Origin of the sequence: Trebonia sp., assembly GCF_049794275.1 — a bacterium.
GTDB lineage: Bacteria > Actinomycetota > Actinomycetes > Streptosporangiales > Streptosporangiaceae > Trebonia.
Genome location: NZ_JBARCR010000063.1, coordinates 1 through 1,939 on the forward strand (window position 1 = coordinate 1; position 1,939 = coordinate 1,939).

The following is a 1,939-nucleotide window of genomic DNA, read 5'->3' on the forward strand; positions in this document are numbered from 1 at the left end:
ACCTGAAGGCGTCCTACGGCCCCGATGGCCAGGCGACCACGGACAAGCAGGCGTTCACCCGCCTGTGGAACCCGCTGGCCAGGCAGTACGGACTGAAGACCTACCAGGTCGGCGACCTCTAACCCGCTGTGATCAGTGGTGACCATCGGCGGGGCGGTCACATCACCAGGACGCCGCGGATGTTCTTGCCGTCGCGAAGGTCCTGGTACCCCTGGTTAATGTCCTCGAGCGGGTAGGTGCTGGTGACCATCGAGTCCAGGTCGAGCAGCCCGTCCCGGTACAGGCCGAGCAGCCGGGGGATGTCGGCGCGGGAGTTGACCGAGCCGAAGATGCAGCCGACGATCTGCTTCTCCCACTGCGCCAGGCCGATCAGGCTCAGCCGCGGGTGGGTGTCGGCGACCGGGTGGATGTTCGTCACCACGATCCGCCCGCGCTTGGCGGTCAGCGCGATGAAGTCGTCCATCAGGTCGCCGCGCCCTACCCCCATCGTCAGCACCACCACGTCGCACATCCGGCCCCAGGTAACCTCGCGGATCAGGTCGAACGCCGCGGCCGCGTCCCGCGCCGTGTGCGTCGCGCCGAACTTGCCTGCCATCTCCCGCTTGAACGGCACCGGGTCGACGGCGAAGACGTGCCGCGCGCCGGCCAACCGGGCACCCAGGACCGCCGCCGAACCGAGGCCGCCGACGCCGATCACCGCGACGTCGTCGCCGGCCCGGACGCCTCCGGCGTACACCGCGCTGCCCCAGCCGGTCGCCGCCCCGCAGCCGGTCAGGCAGGCGGCCTCCGGCGGCACCGCCGGGTCTACCGGGATCACGGACGCCTCGTTCACCACGGTGTGCCGCGCATAGCAGCCGACCATGCAGGTGATGGTGAGATCGGTAGCACCCACGTGGTGGCGCGAGGTGTGGTCGCTGATCTGCAGCCCGTCCCCGATGGTGGCGGCGAGGTCGCACAGGTTCTGCCGGCCCCGCGCGCAGGACGGGCAGCGGCCGCAGTTCGGGATCGACGAGAAGACGACGTAGTCGCCCGGCTTGGTGAGCGTGACGCCGGGCCCGACCGCCTCGACGTAGCCTGCCCCCTCGTGACCGCCGATCATCGGCGCGGCGAACGGCACGTCGCCGGTGACGTGGTGCTCCTCGGAGTGGCACAGCCCGGCGGCGGCCACCCGGACGAGGACCTCGCCCTGCCGCGGCTCGTCGAGCGTGATCTCCTCGACCTTCCAGTCCGTGCCGCTCTGCCACAGCACCGCGGCCTGCGTCGTGATCATTTGTGCTGGTTCCCCGCGTCGACGGGCAGCGTCACGCCGGTGATGTACCGCGCCGCGTCCGAGGCCAGCCAGACGATCGCGTTCGACACGTCTGCCACGTCCACCCACGGGATGGGCAGCAGGTTCATGGTCTGGAATCCGGCCTTCACGTCCTCGCGGCCCGGGTTCGGCAGGTCGGGCCTGAACGACCGGTACAGCGTCTCGTTCTGGATCATCGGGGTGTCGACCGCCGTCGGGCAGATCGCGTTCACCCGGATGAAGTGCTCGGCCAGTTCGCAGGCCAGCGTCCTGGTCAGCGACAGCACCCCGGACTTGGCCGCCTTGTAGTCGGCGAAGCCGCCGCCGGAGATCAGCGCCGCGCCCGAGCTGGTCAGCGTGATCGACCCGCCGTTGCCCGCGGTGATCATGTGCGGGACGGCGGCCTTGATAGTGACGAACACGCCGGTCAGCGTGACGTCGATCAGCTCGCGCCACTGGTCCAGGTCGATCTCCCAGGTGGCGACCGGCTGCGAGATGATCCCCGCGTTGGCGCAGACGATGTCCAGCCGGCCGCCGAGCTCCGCAACGCCCTCGTCGAGCGCGGCCCGCACCGCGCCGAGGTCGCGCACGTCCGCGCGGCGGGCGACAACCCGCTGCCCGGTCGCCTCGACCTCCTTGACGGTCTGCGCC

2 protein-coding genes are annotated in these 1,939 nt (G+C 70.7%); both read right to left on the reverse strand.

Features of this window, described 5'->3' with window-relative positions; genetic code table 11:
- Positions 1 to 157 precede the first annotated feature (157 nt).
- A complete protein-coding gene (locus WA805_RS01670) occupies positions 158 to 1,270 on the reverse strand; it encodes an NDMA-dependent alcohol dehydrogenase (protein ID WP_425241487.1) in 1,113 nt (370 codons plus the stop codon).
- On the reverse strand, positions 1,267 to 1,939 hold a 673-nt coding region (locus tag WA805_RS01675; RefSeq protein WP_425241488.1), incomplete at its 5' end, for a mycofactocin-coupled SDR family oxidoreductase. The genes WA805_RS01670 and WA805_RS01675, both read right to left, overlap by 4 nt.